Origin of the sequence: Streptomyces sp. NBC_01306 (genome assembly GCF_026340465.1) — a bacterium.
Lineage (GTDB): Bacteria > Actinomycetota > Actinomycetes > Streptomycetales > Streptomycetaceae > Streptomyces.
Genome location: NZ_JAPEPC010000001.1, coordinates 6,770,547 through 6,784,752 on the forward strand (window position 1 = coordinate 6,770,547; position 14,206 = coordinate 6,784,752).

Sequence of the window (14,206 nt, forward strand, 5' to 3'; positions counted from 1 at the left end):
CGGGCCAGACGGTTCTGCCGACAGCCGATCCGGTGTCAGCGCGGCTTCCTCGGCGGCTTCTTCGCCTGTGCGGCGGCCTTCACGTCCGCGGCGTACGCGTCGACGTACTCCTGGCCGGAGAGCCCGAGCACCGCGTACATGATCTCGTCCGTGACGGCCCGCAGCGCCACCTTCTCGTTCTCCAGCCCCGCGTAGCGGCTGAAGTCCAGTGGCTTCCCGAAGCGGATCGTCACCCGCCTGATCTTCGGCATCCGCTGGCCGGGCGGCTGGATCTCGAAGGTGCCCACCATGGCGCACGGCACCACCGGAACGCGGCCCTGGATGGCCATCACCGCGACGCCGACCTTGCCCTTGTAGAGCCTGCCGTCGTGCGAGCGGGTGCCTTCCGGATAGATCCCGAGCAGTTCACCCCGGCCGAGCACGCCGAGCCCCTCACGGACCGCGGCTCTGCCCGCTTCCCGGCCCGACCGGTCCACCGGGATCTGGCCGATGCTGCGGAAGAAGGCAGCCGTCAGCCGGCCCTTGATGCCGGGCCCGGTGAAGTACTCCTGCTTGGCGAGAAAGGTGATGCGACGGCTGAGGACGACCGGCATCAGGAAGTGGTCGGAGAAGGACAGATGGTTGCCCGCGACGATCGCGGCGCCGTCCTCCGGGATGTGTTCGAGCCCTTCGATCCTCGGCCGGAACAGCAGCCTCAGCAGCGGCCCCAGAACGGCATATTTCAGGACGTAGTAGAACAATCGCGGTACCGCCTCCCCGTCGCCCCGTGCCCACGCACAGTAGCCGCCGCACCGTCTGATGCGGAACCCGTGCGCCCCTCGCCCGTCACTCCCGGTCCCCGTCCGGCAGCGGCCGGAGCCGTCTGCTCCTGACCGGAACCGGCGGGCGGCCGTCCGGGTGCCGGATCCGCGTCCGTACGGGTGGCCGGGCGGCGTGGTGGCTTGCCGCCGGGCCGGGTGGCCGGGTGCTCTGGCCTCCCACCCTCGTGCCGAGTTCCAGGAGGCCCGGATGCGCCCCCGTACGATGTCCGCCGCAGCGGCCCTGCTCGCCTTCGCCGCGGCTGTGCCCGCGCAGGCAGCCGGTACGCCGCCCATCCGCCCGGCCGGACTCGTCCTCTCCGTCGCATCGCAGACGCACCCCGACCGGGACCGCAGCGTGCTGCTCCGGTGCGCACCGGAGCAGAGCGACGGCTCGCACCCGGAAGCCGCAGCCGCGTGCCGGGCACTCGACCTGGCGGGTGGCAGCTTCGACCGTCTCGCAGGGGAGCCCCGGGCCTGCACCCGGCAGTCCGATCCGGTCACGGTCACCGTCGGCGGGACCTGGGGCGGCCGCCCCACCCACTGGGACCGGACGTTCGCCAACGCCTGCTCGCTCGACGCGGCGACCGGCCCGGTCTTCCGCTTCTGAGCGGCTGGGCGTGCCGCCTCCACCGCCCCGCCGCTCAGCCGCTGCCGCGCGACGCGATCATGCCGACGGTCACCAGACCCAGCACCACCCAGCCGAACCACAGCCAGCCGTTGCTGCCTATCACCGCCGTGTATCCGGTCACCGTGACCAGGGCTCCCACGGTGATGACACCCATCGTTTTCACAGAACCGGGCATGGCCCTCCTCCTCGGGGGTGGAGGGCCATCGTCGCCCGGCAGGGGCCTTCTCCGCTACTGGCCGCGTGCCTGGAGTGACGCCAGGTAGGCGTTGTAGGCGGCCAGCTCCTTGTCGCCGTTGCGGTCCTCGGCCCGGTCGGAGCGCCGCGAGACGCGCTGCTCGGAGCCGTACCACTGGAAGACCAGGGCGATCAGGACCAGCACGGACGGGATCTCGCTGAACGCCCAGGCGATGCCGCCCGCGGCCGTCTGGTCGGAGAGCGCGTCGATCCCCAGTGAGGCGGAAGGGTGCTTGTACACCTGCACCATCGGCTCGCTCGCCATCATCAGTGCGATGCCGAAGAACGCGTGGAAGGGCATCCCGGCGAAGAGCTCCAGCATCCGCATGATGTAGCCCGGCCGGTGCGGCCCCGGGTCGATGCCCATGATCGGCCAGAAGAAGACCAGGCCCACGAAGAGGAAGTGCACCATCATCACGATGTGCCCGGTCATCGAACCCATCAGGAAGTCGAAGAGCGGCGTGAAGTACAGGCCGTAGAGGCTGGCGATGAACAGCGGGATGGTGAAAGCGGGATGCGTGACGATCCGCATGAAGCGGCTCTGGAGCAGCATCAGCAGCAGCTCCCGCGGCCCCTTCCGGTTGCCGCGGCCCGCGACCGGCAGTGCGCGCAGGGCCAGCGTCACCGGCGCGCCGAGCAGCAGCAGGATGGGGGAGAGCATGCTGATGATCATGTGCTGCACCATGTGCACGCTGAACATGACCATGCCGTAGTCGTTCAGTTTGGTGCACATCGTCAGGCCGACGGTCAGCACGCCGAGGACGAAGAGCGCGATCCGGTGGACCGGCCAGCTGTCGCCGCGCCGGCGCAGCCGCACCACGCCCCAGCCGTACAGCGCGAGCCCCACCAGACAGCTGATCAGGAAGAAGGGGTCCGCGGAGAATCCCAGCCCCCGTCCCAGCGTGAACGGCGGCAGATCCATGGTCATGCCGCCCATGGGCATGCCGTGCCCGCTGTGGTCCATCCACTCACTCCTGATTCGTGCCTGATGTCCGCACCAGACTAGAACTGCCCCCGGCCGCAGCTGCGGCCGGGGGCAGTTCGTACTGTATCGGGCGAATGGGGAACGTTCAGAGGACGCACTCGGCTTCGGCGTACCGCTCCGCGGGCACGGTCTTGAGGGTCTCCACGGCCTCGGCGAGCGGCACCATGGTGATCTCCGTGCCGTGCAGCGCCGTCAGCATGCCGAACGCGCCGCGGTGCGCGGCCTCCACGGCGTGCCAGCCGAACCGGGTGGCCAGGACACGGTCGTACGCGGTGGGGGTGCCGCCACGCTGCACATGACCGAGTATCACCGGACGGGCCTCCTTGCCGAGACGCTCCTCCAGCTCGATGGAGAGCTGCCTGGCGACACCGGCGAACCGCTCGTGGCCGTACATGTCCTTGGCGCCCACATCGAAGCTCATCGAGCCCTCGCGCGGCTTCGCCCCCTCGGCGACCACCACGATCGCGAACTTCTTGCCCGCCGAGAAGCGCCGGCCGACCAGCTCGGTGAGCTCACCGATGTCGAAGGGACGCTCCGGCACGACGATGGCGTGCGCGCCCGCCGCCATGCCCGAGTGCAGCGCGATCCACCCGGTGTGGCGTCCCATGACCTCCACGATCAGCACCCGCTGGTGCGATTCGGCGGTGGTCTTCAGCCGGTCGAGCGCATCCGTCGCGACCCCGACGGCCGTGTCGAAGCCGAAGGTGACATCGGTCGACGCGATGTCGTTGTCGATGGTCTTCGGCACACCCACTATCGGCAGCCCGGCCTCGGAGAGGAGGTGCGCCGCCTTCAGCGTGCCCTCGCCGCCGATCGGGATGATCGCGTCGAGCCCCAGGTCGGCGACATGGCCCCGGGCGCGCTCCACACCGTCGCGCAGATGCGCGGGCTGCACCCGCGAGGAGCCGAGGATCGTGCCGCCGCGCGCCAGGATGCCACCCACCGCGTCGAGGTCGAGCTTGCGGTAGTCGCACTCAAGCAGGCCCTTCCACCCGTCGTGGAAGCCGATGACCTCGTCGCCATGATCGACGACGGCGCGGTGCACGACCGAGCGGATGACGGCGTTCAGGCCGGGGCAGTCGCCGCCGGAGGTGAGGACACCAATTCGCATTGCCCGACTTACCTTTGCAACGTGGGCTTGTGACCGGACCACGTCGTCCGGGCTGGATCCCCGTCACCCTACCGGCGGAGGGTGACGGAGACGTAGCGGGCGTCCGCCTGCTGGACGCCGCTCAGATGTACGTATCAGGCCTCATGCGGGCTGTGTGGCCGCCGCGATCCGCTCGGTCCGCAGCGCCTCGTACCAGCGGTCGTCGGTCGGAGGCAGCGCGTTGACGTCCAGGGCCAGCTTGAGCAGCAGATCGGCGATCTGCGGGTTGCGGGCCAGCACCGGGCCGTGCATGTACGTACCGAAGACGGTGTCGTTGTACGCGCCCTCGGTGCCGTCGCCCGTGCCGTTGCCCCGGCCGAGCTGGACCCGGGCGAACGGGCGGGCGGTCGGGCCGAGATGGGTGATGCCCTGGTGGTTCTCGAAACCGGTCAGCGGCGGCAGGCCCAGCCGCTGGTCGATGTCGCCGTACACGTCGCCGACGCAGCGGTCGCCCTCGCCGCGGGTCGAGATGACGTCGAGGAGCCCCAGTCCCGGTTCGCGCTCGCCGAGGTCGTTGATGAACTCGTGGCCGAGGATCTGGTACCCGGCGCAGACCGAGAAGATGATCGCGCCGTTGGAGGCCGCCCTGCTGAGGCCGCCGTCCCTGCGCAGCCGCTCGGACGCCAGCCGCTGCGGGCGGTCCTCGCCGCCGCCGATCAGATAGATGTCGCCGGATGTCGGCACCGGCTGGTCGCTGCGCACGTCGATACGGGTCACATCCAGGCCGCGCTGGCGGGCCCGGCGCTCCACCACCAGGGCGTTGCCCTGGTCGCCGTAGGTGCTCAGCAGGTCCGGGTAGACCCACACCAGGCGCAGGCTGTTGTCGCTCATCATCGTTTCCTCTGAGGTCAGTTGCCGACGCGGCGGCGCACGTCCTGGAACGCGGTGTAGTTGGCGATCAGTTCGATCCGGCCGGGCGGCGCGTACTGGACCGCCTCGTCCACGGTCTCGCAGACCTGGAACTGGAGACCGGCCACTTCGAGCCGTACCGCGAGGTCCAGCTTGCGGTCGCCGATGACGAAGATCGGGTGGCCCGCGAGCCGGGTGTAGTCGACGTCCCAGAGCCAGGAGGTGTCCGTACCGTCGGCGCCACGGGCGTTGACGGCGAGGATCACCGGCGTGGGCGGCGGGTCGATCAGCGAGAACGTCTCCAGCCAGCCGGCCGGGTTCTTGGCGAGCAGCAGCCGCACCTCGCGGTTGAGGAACGACACCACGTCGTAGCGGCCGGCGACGGCCTGCACCCCGTACATCCGCTCCAGGGCGACCTGGGGCGGCACGCCGAAGGTCGCCGCGACGGCTGCCGACGTCGTCGCGTTCGCCTTGTTCGCCCGGCCCGGCAGCTGGAGGTGGATCGGCCAGGCGGAGCCGTGCGGATCGAGGACGTAGTCGCCGGAGAGCGCCCAACTGGGCGCCGGACGGCGGAAACCGCAGTCCGCGCAGAACCACTCGTCGTTCGGCCACTGGAGCACACCGCCGCAGGACGGGCACGACCAGGCGTCGTCCTTCCACTCCTGGCCGGCCGCGACCCAGACCACGGTGGGCGATGACGAAGCGGCCCACACGACCAGCGGGTCGTCGGCGTTGGCGATGACGACGGCCTTCGTCCCGGCCAGCCCCTCGCGCCACCGCTCGGCCAGCATGCGGGTCTCGCCCGCCCGGTCGAGCTGGTCCCGGGAGAGGTTCAGCAGGGCGATCGCCTTGGGTGTCGTGTCGCGTGCGACCCCGGCGAGGTACTTCTCGTCGACCTCGATCACACCGAAGCGCGCGTCGGAACCGCCGGCCAGCGCGGAGGTGATGCCCGCCGGCATGTTGGCGCCCAGGGCGTTCGACACCACAGGTCCCGCGGCCCGCAGCGCCTCGGCGATGAGCCGGGTCGTGGTCGTCTTGCCGTTCGTCGCCGAGACCAGGATCACGTCCAGGTGCTGGGCGAGACGCCCGAGCAGGTCGGGGTCGAGCCTCAGCGCGACCTTGCCGCCGATCACCGATCCGCTGCCGCGCCCCGCGGCGCGCGATACCGCTGCCGCGGCCTTGCCTGCCGTCACGGCCAGCTTGGCCCGCGGCGACAGCGGCTCCGTGTTGCCGTCCATCGTCCTAGATCCTCCTTGCGTCGGCGCGGGGCTCAGCCTATCGAGATCCGGCCGTGCGCCCGACCTCGGCACCGCCGGGGCGGCGCGGTTCCGGCGGGAACGTACGCTTGCCGCCATGCGAAACCGCCCGATCCCCGGCAGTTCCGGAGCCGTGCGGACGATGAGTCCGCACGGCGATCCCGTGCTGCACGCGCCCTGCGAGCCCGTGGCCGGCTTCGACACCTCGCTCGCCCGGCTCGTCGAGGACATGTTCGCCACGATGTACGCGGCACACGGTGTCGGCCTCGCGGCGAATCAGATCGGCGTCGGGCTCCGGGTGTTCGTCTACGACTGCCCGGACGACGAGGACGTCCGCCATCTCGGGCACCTGGTCAACCCCCGGCTGGTGGAGGCGGACGGGGTCACCGTGCGTGGCGCCGAGGGCTGCCTCTCGCTGCCCGGCGTCGAGGCGGGCACCCCGCGCTTCGACCACGCCGTCGTGGAGGGCTTCTCCGTGACCGGCGAGCCGGTCACCGTCAGCGGTACCGGATTCTTCGCACGCTGCCTCCAGCACGAGTGCGACCACCTCGAAGGGCTGATGTACACGGACCGGCTGTCGGGCCGGCGCCGCAGCAGGGCGCTGCGGGCCGCCCGCAAGGCCGGCCTCATCCACTAGGTCCCACCAGGTCCCACCAGGTCCTGTCCGGCCGGGTGTTCATCCGGATGTGTCAGAAGCCCGGTCCGCCCGCGCGGTCGGTGGCCAGGGAGAGCCTGCCCCAGAGGAGATCGGCGAGACTGCTGACCAACTGCGCCCGTGGGCAGGGCCGTTCACCCAGCCACCAGTCGCCCGCCGCATGCATCATCCCGACGATGCCATGGCCCCAGACCCGGGCCAGCTGCTCGCTGTCCGGCCCGAGGTCGACGCGTTCGGCGATGACTTTGGCCAGTTCCTCGCCGAGCCTGCGCAGCAGTGGCGCGGAGTGCAGTCCCACGTCGAAGGCCTGCTCGGGCTGCTGGCCGTCGTCGGCCGGGTGCATCAGGAAGCGGTAGACCTGCGGCCTGGCCTCTATCGCCGCCAGATAGGTGTCCAGCGTGGCCTCGACCCGCTCGCGGCGCCCGGCCGGAGCGTCCAGCGCGGCCCGCAGCGCGCTCAGCAGCGCGTCGGTATGGCGCTTGGCGAGTGCCCGGTAGAGGCCGCCCTTGTCGCCGAAGTGCCGGTAGAGGATGGGCTTGGTGATCCCCGCCTCGGCGGCGATGGCGTTCATGGACGCCTTCGGGCCGTCCCGCAGCACGACCCGGTCGGCGGCCTCCAGCAGTTCCCGGCGGCGGCTGTGCGCCGACCGCTGCTGTGCGGTCTGTGTGGCCTGTCCGGCCTGTGTGGTCCCCATGAGCAACTCTTCCCCGCCCTGCGATTCTCGCTCTGTGACACGGACCCGTGCTGCGTCCGCTGATTGATCCGGCCCCCGCCGAGAACGTAACACCCGGCCGGGGGCCCGCGCCGGGGGCGATCGCGGAGGTTGACAGGTGCTACTTGCCAGTAACAGACTGCGGTTACCGCAAGTAACAAACCGATGGAACGCAGTGCTGGAGGGGACATGGCCGAGTTCACGCTCGAACTCAACGATGATCAGAAGGAGGTCCGCGACTGGATCCACGGATTCGCCGCGGACGTGATCCGCCCGGCTGCCGCCGAGTGGGACGAGCGTGAGGAGACGCCCTGGCCGGTGATCCAGGAGGCCGCCAAGGTCGGCATCTACTCGCTCGACTTCTACGCCCAGCAGTTCTTCGACCCGACCGGGCTCGGCATCCCCATGGCCATGGAGGAGCTCTTCTGGGGCGACGCGGGCATCGCGCTGTCGATCGTCGGGACGGGCCTGGCCGCCGTCGGTGTCCTCGCCAACGGCACCGAGGAGCAGATCGGCACCTGGATCCCGCAGATGTACGGAGACGCCGTCGACGTCAAGGTCGCGGCCTTCTGCTCGTCCGAGCCCGACGCCGGTTCGGACGTCGCGGCGATGCGGACCCGCGCGGTGTACGACGCGGCCAAGGACGAGTGGGTGCTCAACGGCACCAAGACCTGGGCGACCAACGGCGGCATCGCCAACGTCCATGTCGTGGTCGCCGTGGTCGACCCCGACGCCGGCTCCAAGGGCCATGCCTCGTTCATCGTCCCGCCGGGGACACCGGGCCTCTCGCAGGGCCAGAAGTTCAAGAAGCACGGCATCCGCGCCTCCCACACGGCCGAGGTCGTGCTGGAGGACGTCAGGGTGCCCGGCCACTGCCTGCTCGGCGGCAAGGAGAAGCTGGACGAGCGGCTGGCCCGCGCCCGGGAGCGCGCGAAGCAGGGCGGCGGCGTGGGGGCACCTCCCGCCGAAGGCAGGGGGAGGGTGAAGAACGCGGCGATGGCCACCTTCGAGGCCTCCCGCCCCGCGGTCGGCGCCATGGCGGTCGGCACCGCGCGGGCCGCGTACGAGGTCGCGCTGGACTACGCGAAGACCCGCAGCCAGTTCGGCCGCCCGATCATCGACAACCAGGGCGTCGCCTTCCAGCTCGCCGACATGCGGACGCAGATCGACGCGGCCCGCCTGCTGGTCTGGCGCGCCTCCTGGATGGCATCGGCGAACAAGCCGTTCACCGCGGCCGAGGGCTCCATGTCCAAGCTGTACGCGAGCGAGACGGCCAAGAAGGTCACCGCCCAGGCCATCCAGATCCTCGGGGGCAACGGCTACACCCGTGAGTACCCGGTCGAGCGGATGCACCGCGACGCCGCGATCTACACCATCTTCGAGGGCACCAGCGAGATCCAGCGCCTGGTGATCGCCCGGACCCTCTCGGGTATGCCGATCCGCTGACCCGGCCGGCCGGAAGACCGGCCGGCCGGAAGACCGGCCGGACACCTGAACAGGCCCGCGGGGGCGTACCCCCGCGGGCCTGTTCAGGTTGCTCCGGCGGATCCGGTGTCCGGACCCCGGTGTGTCAGGCCGGGAGCTGCGCCTCGATGGCCGCCACGACCTCCGCCGCCTCCGGCTCGGTACGCGGGCGGATCCGGGAGACGACCTCGCCCGCCGGGGAGATCAGGAACTTCTCGAAGTTCCACTGGACGTCCCCGGCCTCACCGGCCTCGTCGGCCACCTGCGTCAGCTCCGCGTACAGCGGATGCCGCTCCGCACCGTTGACGTCGGTCTTCTCCAGCATCGGGAACGTCACGCCGTAGGTGGCCGAGCAGAAGGTCTGGATCTCGTCGGCGCTGCCCGGCTCCTGGCCGGCGAACTGGTTGCAGGGCACGCCGATGACGGCGAACCCGCGCTCCCCGTACTGCTGCTGAAGCTTTTCGAGACCGGCGTACTGCGGGGTGAGACCGCACTTGGACGCCACGTTCACCAGCAGCACCGCCTTGCCCCGGTAGTCGGCCAGGGACGTCGCTTCGCCGGTCAGGGTGCGCAGAGGGATGTCGTACAGGCTCATCGCCAGCTCCTGTTCGTAGGTCAGTGGTACGTACTGTTCCAGAGACCCGTGGACACCCGGCCGACGGCCCCGGCCTGGGGCCGTGCACCGCCTCAGGCCCGCCCGCCCTGCCTGCGCGCCCGGCGCCGTGCGATCAGCAGGGCGCAGGCCAGCGCGGCTGCGGCCACTCCGCCCGCGAAGAGGAACGCCGTCCGGCCGGAGACCGAGACGTGCGAGGTCTGCGACGCCGCGACCGGGGGTGTGTGCCTGGCGTCCGCCGGGGTGGCGGCGGGCGCCGAGGGGTGCGCCGGGCGGACGCCGGGCAGCACGCTCACCGGGGTCGCGGTGGGCGAGGTGGCGAACCCCCAGTCCAGCAGGGACCGCGTCTCGTTGTAGGCGTCGTTCGGCTGGCCCGACTGCGGGTTCATGACGGTCACCAGGAGGGTGCGCCCGTTCCGCTGGGCGGCGGTGACCAGGGTGTTGCCCGCTTCGGTCGTGTACCCGTTCTTCACCCCGAGCAGGCCGGGGTACTGCACGACACCGTGCGACCCCACGAGCAGCCGGTTGGTGTTCTGGATGCCGAACGCACCGGGGCCGCCCGAGGCCGGGAACCGGGCCGTCCTGGTCGAGGCGAACTGCCGGAACTCCGGATTCGCCATTCCCGCACGGGCGATCACGGACAGGTCGTACGCGGAGGAGTGCTGCCCCGGGGTGTCGTATCCGTCGGCGGACTTCACGACGGTGTCCCGCAATCCGATCCGGCGGGCGGCGGCCTGCATGTCCTTGATGGTGGCCGGCAGACCGCCGTTCATCATCGCCAGGGTGTGCACCGCGTCGTTGCCCGACGCCAGGAACACACCGCGCCACAGATCGGCGACCGTGTACCGGGTGCCTTCCTTGACCCCGACCATGCTGCTCCCCGGCTGGAGCCCGGTGATGTCGCTCTCCGCCACCCGGTGCACCTCCTTCGGCGGGAACTTCGGCAGCACGGCCAGCGCGAAGAGCGTCTTGAGCGTGCTGGCCGGCGGGAGCTGCCGGTGCGCGTTCCTGGCCGCCAGTACCCGGCCGGTCCGCAGATCGGTCACCATCCACGACAGGGCGGTCGCCGCGGGCGGTCTGGCGGCTCCGGGGGAGACCTGGACGCCGGTGCGGTACAGCGCGGACTGCCCGCTGTCCGCGGCCGGTTCGGGCGCGGGCCGGCTGTCGGCCCGCGCGGCCGGTGAGAGAGAGGCGAGTACCAGTGCGGGCAGGGAAACGGCCACGGCCGCACGGATCCTGACAGAACACCACATCGCTTGCGACATGATCACACCGTAGGAGAAGTCCGAAAGGTCCGCTCCGTGGCTTAGCCCGACCGGACCGGTCCCCGGGTCCCGCTCAGGCGCCGAGCCTGCGGAACAGTCCCTCCTGGACGACCGAGACCAGCAGATTCCCCGCGCGGTCGAAGATCCGGCCGCGGGCCAGCCCCCGGCCGCCCGTCGCGATGGGCGACTCCTGGTCGTAGAGGAACCACTCGTCGGTACGGAACGGGCGGTGGAACCACATGGCGTGGTCCAGCGAAGCCATGTCGAATCCGCGCGGCCCCCACAGCGGCTCGACCGGGATACGGACCGCGTCCAGCAGCGTCATGTCGCTGGCGTAGGTGAGCGCGCAGGTGTGGATCAGCTGGTCGTCGCCGAGCGGGCCGACCGCCCGCATCCACACCGCGCTGCTCGGATCGGCGCCCTTGATCTCGTCGGGGGTCCAGCGCAGCCGGTCGACGTAACGGATCTCGAAGGGCTGCCTGCGGGCCATCCTCTCCAGCGCCTCGGGCAACTCGCCCAGGTGCTCACGGAGTTCGTCCGCGACCCCCGGCAGTGACTCGGGGTCCGGGACATCGCGGGTCAGCGGTGCCTGGTGCTCGATGCTGCCCTCCTCCGGCCGGTGGAAGGACGCCGTCAGGTTGAAGATGGTGCGGCCCTGCTGGACCGCGGTCACCCGGCGGGTGGTGAAGGAGCGGCCGTCCCTGACCCGTTCCACCTGGTAGACGATCGGCACCCCCGGCCTGCCGGGGCGCAGGAAGTACGCGTGCAGCGAGTGGACCGGCCGCTCGCCGTCGGTGGTACGGCCGGCCGCCACCAGGGCCTGCCCCGCGACCTGCCCGCCGAAGACCCGCTGCAGGGATTCGTGGGGGCTGCGGCCGCGGAAGATGTCGACCTCGATCTGCTCCAGGTCGAGCAGGTCGATCAGCTTCTCGGTGGGGTTCGTCATACGGTGTCCTCCCAGGTCACAGCGTTTTCCGGGGTCACAGAGGTCGTCCGCTTCCCCGCTGGGGGCACAGCGGCCGCCCGGCTCACAGCTGGCCCACGGCGGTGACGCGGACGACCGCGCGGCCCTCCTCGTCGGAGGCCGCGAGATCCACCTCCGCGCTGATGCCCCAGTCGTGGTCGCCGTTCGGGTCGGCGAAGATCTGCCGTACACGCCACAGCCCGTGCGAGGTGTTCTCCTCGTCCGCCTCGATGATCAGCAGCTTGGGGCCGCGCGCGTCCGGTCCTGTGCCCAGGTCGTCGTACTCGTCCCAGTAGGCGTCCATCGCCTCGCCCCAGGCGTCCTCGTCCCACCCCGCGTCGCCGTCCAGCTCGCCGAGTGCGGCCACGTTGTCCAGCGCCGCCAGCTCCACCCGGCGGAACATCGCATTGCGTACGAGCACTCGGAAGGCGCGGGCGTTGGCGGTGACCGGCTTGACCTGGTCGGCCCGCTCGGCGGCCTGCTCCGCGGTCTCCACCTCCGGGTTGGCCAGCTGCTCCCACTCGTCGAGCAGGCTGGAGTCCACCTGGCGGACCAGCTCGCCCAGCCAGGCGATGAGGTCCTGGAGGTCCTCGGACTTCAGATCGTCCGGGATGGTGTGGTCGAGCGCCTTGTACGCACCCGCGAGGTACCGCAGCACGATGCCCTCGGTGCGGGCGAGCTCGTAGTGCGAGGTGAACTCGGTGAAGGTCATGGCCCGTTCGTACATGTCACGGATGACCGACTTCGGCGACACCGGGTGGTCGCCGACCCACGGGTGGCTCGTGCGGTAGACGTTGTACGCGTGCACCAGCAGCTCTTCGAGCGGCTTGGGGTACGTGACCTCCTGGAGCCGCTCCATGCGCTCCTCGTACTCCATCCCGTCGGCCTTCATCTGGCCGATCGCCTCACCGCGCGCCTTGTTCTGCTGGGCGGCGAGGATCTGCCGCGGGTCGTCCAGCGTCGACTCGACCACCGAGACCATGTCCAGTGCGTACGAGGGGGACTCGGCGTCCAGCAGGTCGAACGCGGCCAGCGCGAAGGTGGACAGCGGCTGGTTGAGCGCGAAGTCCTGCTGGAGGTCGACGGTCAGCCGGATGATGCGGCCCTCGGCGTCCGGAGCGTCCAGTTGCTCCACCACACCGCCATCGAGCAGCGAGCGGTAGATCGCGATGGCGCGGCGGATGTGCCGCAGCTGCGCCTTGCGCGGCTCGTGGTTGTCCTCCAGGAGGTGGCGCATCGCCTTGAACGCGTTGCCCGGCCGGGCGATCACCGAGAGCAGCATGGTGTGGGTGACCCGGAACCGCGAGGTCAGCGGCTCGGGATCGGCGGCGATCAGCTTCTCGAAGGTGGTGTCGCTCCAGGCGATGAAACCTTCCGGCGCCTTCTTGCGGACCACCTTGCGGCGCTTCTTCGGGTCGTCGCCCGCCTTGGCGAGCGCCTTCTCGTTCTCGACGACGTGCTCGGGGGCCTGCGCGACGACGAAGCCGGCCGTGTCGAACCCGGCCCGGCCCGCGCGGCCCGCGATCTGGTGGAACTCCCGGGCGCGGAGCGTGCGGACACGTGTCCCGTCGTACTTCGTCAGCGCGGTGAACAGCACCGTACGGATGGGCACGTTGACTCCCACGCCCAGGGTGTCCGTACCGCAGATGACCTTCAACAGACCGGCCTGCGCCAGCTTCTCGACCAGCCGGCGGTACTTGGGGAGCATGCCGGCGTGGTGGACGCCGATGCCGTGGCGCACATAACGCGAGAGGTTCTGGCCGAACTTGGTGGTGAAGCGGAAGTTGCCGATGAGATCGGCGATCCGGTCCTTCTCCTCCCGGCTGCACATGTTGATGCTCATCAGCGACTGCGCGCGCTCGACCGCTGCGGCCTGGGTGAAGTGCACGATGTAGACGGGCGACTGCTTGGTTTCGAGCAGTTCGGTCAGCGTCTCGGTGATCGGGGTCCGCCGGTACTCGTACGACAGCGGGACCGGGCGGCTCGCGGAGCGGACCACGGAGGTCGGCAGGCCGGTGCGCCGCGTCAGGTCCTCCTCGAACCGGGAGACGTCACCGAGGGTCGCGGACATCAGGATGAACTGCGCCTGCGGCAGCTCCAGGATCGGGATCTGCCACGCCCAGCCACGGTCGGGCTCCGCGTAGAAGTGGAACTCGTCCATCACGACCTGGCCGATGTCGGCGTACTTGCCGTCGCGCAGCGCGATCGAGGCCAGCACCTCCGCCGTGCAGCAGATGACCGGGGCGTCCGCGTTCACCGACGCGTCGCCGGTGAGCATTCCGACGTTCTCGGTGCCGAAGAGCTTGCACAGGTCGAAGAACTTCTCCGAGACCAGGGCCTTGATCGGCGCGGTGTAGAAGGTGACCTTGTCGTGAGCCAGCGCGGTGAAGTGCGCACCGGCCGCCACCAGGCTCTTTCCCGAGCCGGTGGGGGTGGAGAGGATCACGTTGGCCCCGGACACCACCTCGATCAGCGCCTCCTCCTGAGCCGGATAGAGCGTGATGCCCTGACCCTCCGCCCACGACGAGAAAGCCTCGAAGAGAGCATCGGGATCGGCGGTCGTGGGGAGCTGATCGATAAGGGTCACGCCTCCATCTTGCCTGCCTTACCCGCTCAAGGGGGAACCGGCTG

14 protein-coding genes are annotated in these 14,206 nt (G+C 70.4%); 3 read left to right on the forward strand and 11 right to left on the reverse strand.

Features of this window, described 5'->3' with window-relative positions; genetic code table 11:
* Window positions 1-35: 35 nt before the first annotated feature.
* A complete protein-coding gene (locus OG385_RS29960) occupies window positions 36-740 on the reverse strand; it encodes a 1-acyl-sn-glycerol-3-phosphate acyltransferase (RefSeq protein ID WP_266859397.1) in 705 nt (234 codons plus the stop codon).
* A gap of 268 nt (window positions 741-1,008) precedes the next feature.
* Between OG385_RS29960 and OG385_RS29965 the strand changes: the two genes are divergently transcribed.
* The gene (locus OG385_RS29965) at window positions 1,009-1,407 is read left to right on the forward strand and encodes an SSI family serine proteinase inhibitor (protein ID WP_266859398.1); all 399 of its coding nucleotides are present in this window, start codon (window positions 1,009-1,011) and stop codon (window positions 1,405-1,407) included.
* Window positions 1,408-1,441: 34 nt separating this feature from the next.
* Here OG385_RS29965 and OG385_RS29970 read toward each other — a convergent pair whose 3' ends face one another.
* The 5 genes from OG385_RS29970 to OG385_RS29990 all read right to left on the reverse strand — a co-directional run bounded on the left by OG385_RS29970 (window position 1,442) and on the right by OG385_RS29990 (window position 5,884).
* Entirely contained in the window at window positions 1,442-1,603 is a 162-nt protein-coding gene (locus tag OG385_RS29970) for a hypothetical protein (RefSeq protein WP_266859400.1), read from the reverse strand.
* A gap of 54 nt (window positions 1,604-1,657) precedes the next feature.
* Window positions 1,658-2,626 (reverse strand): cytochrome c oxidase assembly protein, encoded by a 969-nt coding sequence (locus tag OG385_RS29975; RefSeq protein WP_266859402.1) that lies wholly within the window; start codon window positions 2,624-2,626, stop codon window positions 1,658-1,660.
* A gap of 106 nt (window positions 2,627-2,732) precedes the next feature.
* Window positions 2,733-3,758 (reverse strand): 6-phosphofructokinase, encoded by a 1,026-nt coding sequence (locus tag OG385_RS29980; RefSeq protein WP_266859403.1) that lies wholly within the window; start codon window positions 3,756-3,758, stop codon window positions 2,733-2,735.
* A 141-nt stretch (window positions 3,759-3,899) separates the two neighbouring features.
* On the reverse strand, window positions 3,900-4,628 hold the full coding sequence (locus tag OG385_RS29985; RefSeq protein ID WP_164265137.1) for a type 1 glutamine amidotransferase: 729 nt from the start codon (window positions 4,626-4,628) through the stop codon (window positions 3,900-3,902).
* Window positions 4,629-4,645: 17 nt separating this feature from the next.
* A complete protein-coding gene (locus tag OG385_RS29990; RefSeq protein WP_266859407.1) occupies window positions 4,646-5,884 on the reverse strand; it encodes a MurT ligase domain-containing protein in 1,239 nt (412 codons plus the stop codon).
* Window positions 5,885-5,999: 115 nt separating this feature from the next.
* On the opposite strand from OG385_RS29990, the gene def reads away from it, so the two are divergent.
* The gene (def, locus tag OG385_RS29995; RefSeq protein WP_266859409.1) at window positions 6,000-6,539 is read left to right on the forward strand and encodes a peptide deformylase; all 540 of its coding nucleotides are present in this window, start codon (window positions 6,000-6,002) and stop codon (window positions 6,537-6,539) included.
* A 52-nt stretch (window positions 6,540-6,591) separates the two neighbouring features.
* Here def and OG385_RS30000 read toward each other — a convergent pair whose 3' ends face one another.
* Window positions 6,592-7,251: a TetR family transcriptional regulator gene (locus tag OG385_RS30000; protein WP_266859411.1), complete on the reverse strand. Its 660-nt coding sequence runs from the start codon at window positions 7,249-7,251 to the stop codon at window positions 6,592-6,594.
* Window positions 7,252-7,458: 207 nt separating this feature from the next.
* On the opposite strand from OG385_RS30000, the gene OG385_RS30005 reads away from it, so the two are divergent.
* Window positions 7,459-8,715: an acyl-CoA dehydrogenase family protein gene (locus tag OG385_RS30005; RefSeq protein WP_266859413.1), complete on the forward strand. Its 1,257-nt coding sequence runs from the start codon at window positions 7,459-7,461 to the stop codon at window positions 8,713-8,715.
* Window positions 8,716-8,839: 124 nt separating this feature from the next.
* On the opposite strand, the gene OG385_RS30010 is transcribed toward OG385_RS30005, so the two are convergent.
* The 4 genes from OG385_RS30010 to OG385_RS30025 form a co-directional block, all read right to left on the reverse strand.
* A complete protein-coding gene (locus tag OG385_RS30010; protein ID WP_266859415.1) occupies window positions 8,840-9,328 on the reverse strand; it encodes a glutathione peroxidase in 489 nt (162 codons plus the stop codon).
* 92 nt (window positions 9,329-9,420) lie between these two features.
* On the reverse strand, window positions 9,421-10,569 hold the full coding sequence (locus OG385_RS30015) for a D-alanyl-D-alanine carboxypeptidase family protein (RefSeq protein WP_266859417.1): 1,149 nt from the start codon (window positions 10,567-10,569) through the stop codon (window positions 9,421-9,423).
* Window positions 10,570-10,684: 115 nt separating this feature from the next.
* Window positions 10,685-11,557 (reverse strand): acyl-CoA thioesterase II, encoded by an 873-nt coding sequence (locus OG385_RS30020; protein WP_266859419.1) that lies wholly within the window; start codon window positions 11,555-11,557, stop codon window positions 10,685-10,687.
* Between the two features lie 82 nt (window positions 11,558-11,639).
* Window positions 11,640-14,162: an RNA helicase gene (locus OG385_RS30025; protein ID WP_266859421.1), complete on the reverse strand. Its 2,523-nt coding sequence runs from the start codon at window positions 14,160-14,162 to the stop codon at window positions 11,640-11,642.
* Between the last annotated feature and the right edge of the window lie 44 nt (window positions 14,163-14,206).

Excerpts from the sequence above, each read along its gene's own strand:
- OG385_RS30020 (WP_266859419.1), bottom strand. The coding sequence starts at position 11,557 with ATGACGAACCCCACCGAGAAGCTGATCGACCTGCTCGACCTGGAGCAG.
- OG385_RS29975 (WP_266859402.1), bottom strand. The coding sequence starts at position 2,626 with ATGGACCACAGCGGGCACGGCATGCCCATGGGCGGCATGACCATGGAT.
- OG385_RS29990 (WP_266859407.1), bottom strand. The coding sequence starts at position 5,884 with ATGGACGGCAACACGGAGCCGCTGTCGCCGCGGGCCAAGCTGGCCGTG.
- OG385_RS29985 (WP_164265137.1), bottom strand. The coding sequence starts at position 4,628 with ATGAGCGACAACAGCCTGCGCCTGGTGTGGGTCTACCCGGACCTGCTG.
- OG385_RS30010 (WP_266859415.1), bottom strand. The coding sequence starts at position 9,328 with ATGAGCCTGTACGACATCCCTCTGCGCACCCTGACCGGCGAAGCGACG.
- OG385_RS30000 (WP_266859411.1), bottom strand. The coding sequence starts at position 7,251 with ATGGGGACCACACAGGCCGGACAGGCCACACAGACCGCACAGCAGCGG.
- OG385_RS29965 (WP_266859398.1), top strand. The coding sequence starts at position 1,009 with ATGCGCCCCCGTACGATGTCCGCCGCAGCGGCCCTGCTCGCCTTCGCC.
- OG385_RS29970 (WP_266859400.1), bottom strand. The coding sequence starts at position 1,603 with ATGCCCGGTTCTGTGAAAACGATGGGTGTCATCACCGTGGGAGCCCTG.
- OG385_RS30005 (WP_266859413.1), top strand. The coding sequence starts at position 7,459 with ATGGCCGAGTTCACGCTCGAACTCAACGATGATCAGAAGGAGGTCCGC.
- OG385_RS29980 (WP_266859403.1), bottom strand. The coding sequence starts at position 3,758 with ATGCGAATTGGTGTCCTCACCTCCGGCGGCGACTGCCCCGGCCTGAAC.
- def (WP_266859409.1), top strand. The coding sequence starts at position 6,000 with ATGCGAAACCGCCCGATCCCCGGCAGTTCCGGAGCCGTGCGGACGATG.